This is a genomic window from Streptomyces sp. MA5143a, assembly GCF_900290235.1.
Lineage (GTDB): Bacteria > Actinomycetota > Actinomycetes > Streptomycetales > Streptomycetaceae > Streptomyces.
In genome coordinates, this window is the sequence record NZ_OLMK01000164.1 from 1 (window position 1) to 1,988 (window position 1,988).

Annotated in this window: 2 protein-coding genes; both read right to left on the minus strand. The window is 68.9% G+C overall.

What is annotated here, in order from left to right; all coding sequences use genetic code 11:
• The coding region (locus SMA5143A_RS42325) for a carbohydrate ABC transporter permease (protein ID WP_107468080.1) at positions 1 to 887 on the minus strand (887 nt) is incomplete at its 3' end.
• A gap of 21 nt (positions 888 to 908) precedes the next feature.
• Positions 909 to 1,988: sugar ABC transporter substrate-binding protein (locus SMA5143A_RS42330; protein ID WP_107468081.1), on the minus strand; the 1,080-nt coding region annotated here is incomplete at its 5' end.

Here is a 1,988-nt window from a genome sequence, read left to right on the forward strand (position 1 = left end):
GCGGGCAGGAGGTTGCCGAAGCCGAGCTGGTAGGACCAGGTGGCGAAGGTCGTCGAGGAGTCGGCGGGGCCGCCCTTGGTCATGATCCAGATGATGTCGAAGACCTTCAGCGTGTAGACCAGCCCCAGCAGCAGCGTGATCGCGGACACCGGGCGCAGCAGCGGGAAGGTGATGCTCCAGAAGCGTCGCCAGGCGTTCGCGCCGTCGAGGGCGGCGGCCTCGTACAGGCTCGCGGGGATGGACTGCAGGCCGCTGTAGAGGACGACCAGGTTGAACGGGACGCCGATCCAGATGTTCGCGATGATCACCGAGGTCAGCGACCAGTCGGGGGAGGTCAGCCAGTTCACCGGGCCGACGCCGACGGCGTGCAGGGCCGCGTTGACGATGCCGGAGTCGCTGTTGAGCATCCACGACCAGGTCGACGCGGACACGATCAGCGGCAGCAGCCACGGCACCAGGAACAGCGCCCGCAGGGTCGCGGAGAGCCGGAAGTGCTGGTGGAAGAAGACCGCGAGGGCCAGGCCGATCGCGTACTGGAAGACCAGGCACACGGTAGTGAAGACGACGGTGTGCAGCAGGGCGGGTGCGAAGGCCGGGTCGTCGAAGATCTTCGTGTAGTTCGCCAGGCCGGTGAACGGGGCGTCGCCCTGCACGAAGGAGCGGACGGTGTAGTCGCGCAGGCTCAGATCGAGGTTGCGGTAGAGCGGATAGGCGTAGAAGAGGACGAGGTAGCAGGTGACCGGGGCGAGGAACGCCCAGGCGGCCCACTGCGCGGAGGCAGGGCGGCGCCGTGCTCGCGCGCCGGCCGGCCGGGGGGCGGCGGTGGCCGCCGCCCCCTTACGGACCGGGGCGGGCCGGCGGTCCGGCATCTGTGTCACGTGGTTCATCCGCGGACCGGCCGTTCCCGGCTACTGGGCGGCGGACTGCGCCTTGGCCAGCGCGTCCTTCGGCGACCCCGCACCACTGAGGGCGGACTGGACGGCCTTCCACAACTGCTCGGAGATCTTCGGGTAGTGGGTGCCCAGGTCGTCGCTGGTGCGGCCCTTGGCCGCCCTGACGGCGTGGACCCAGGGCTCCAGCTCGGGCTTCCCGGCGATCTGCTTGTCCTGTACCTCGGCGGTGGGCGCCACGTAGGACAGGGTGGTGTCCGTCTCCAGCAGGTTCTGCGCGTTGGTCAGGCAGGAAACCAGCTTCCGGGAGGTGGCGTAGCGGCCGGTGTCGCTCTGCACGGGGAGGGTGACGAACTCGCCTCCGGTCGGGGCCGCGGCGTTGCCGCCGTTGACGCCGGGGATGGGCAGGACGCCGTAGTCGAAGCCCGCCTTCTCCGCGTTCGCGAGCTGCCAGGTGCCGTTCTCCGCGAACGCGTAGTCGCCGCCGGCGAACTCCTGCCAGCTCGTCGTCTGCGTGTTGTTGATGACCGAGTTCGGCGCGTACCCCTTGTTCAGCCAGCCCTTCCACAGCGACAGCGCCGAGACGGCCTGGTCGGAGTCGAGATGGACCAGGTCCGCGCCGGAACCCCAGAACCACGGCAGGAACTGGAAGCTGCCCTCCTCCGTGCCGATCGCCGAGAACGTGATGCCCTTCTTGCCGGCCTTCTTCACCTTCGCCAGCGCCGCCGTCAGCGACTTCCAGTCCTTCACCGACGCGACGTCCACACCCGCCTTCTTCAGCACCTCCTTGTTGTAGTAGAGGGCCAGGGTGTTCGCGCCGATCGGCATGCCATACGTCTTGCCCTCCGACTGGCCGGCCGCCAGCAGGTTCGAGTCCACCTGAGAGGTGTCCAGCTCGCTCTCGTCGGTCGTGGTCAGCACGCCCGCCTCGGCCAGCGTCGAGACCACCGGGTTGTCGACGATGAGCACATCGGCGGAGTTGTCCTGCTGCGCCGCCAGCAGCGCCTTGTTCGACAGGTCGCTGGTGTCGAAGGCCGTCCGCTTGACCTTCACCCCGGCCTTCGTGCCGCAGTCGTCGAGCAGCTGCGCCCACGCCGA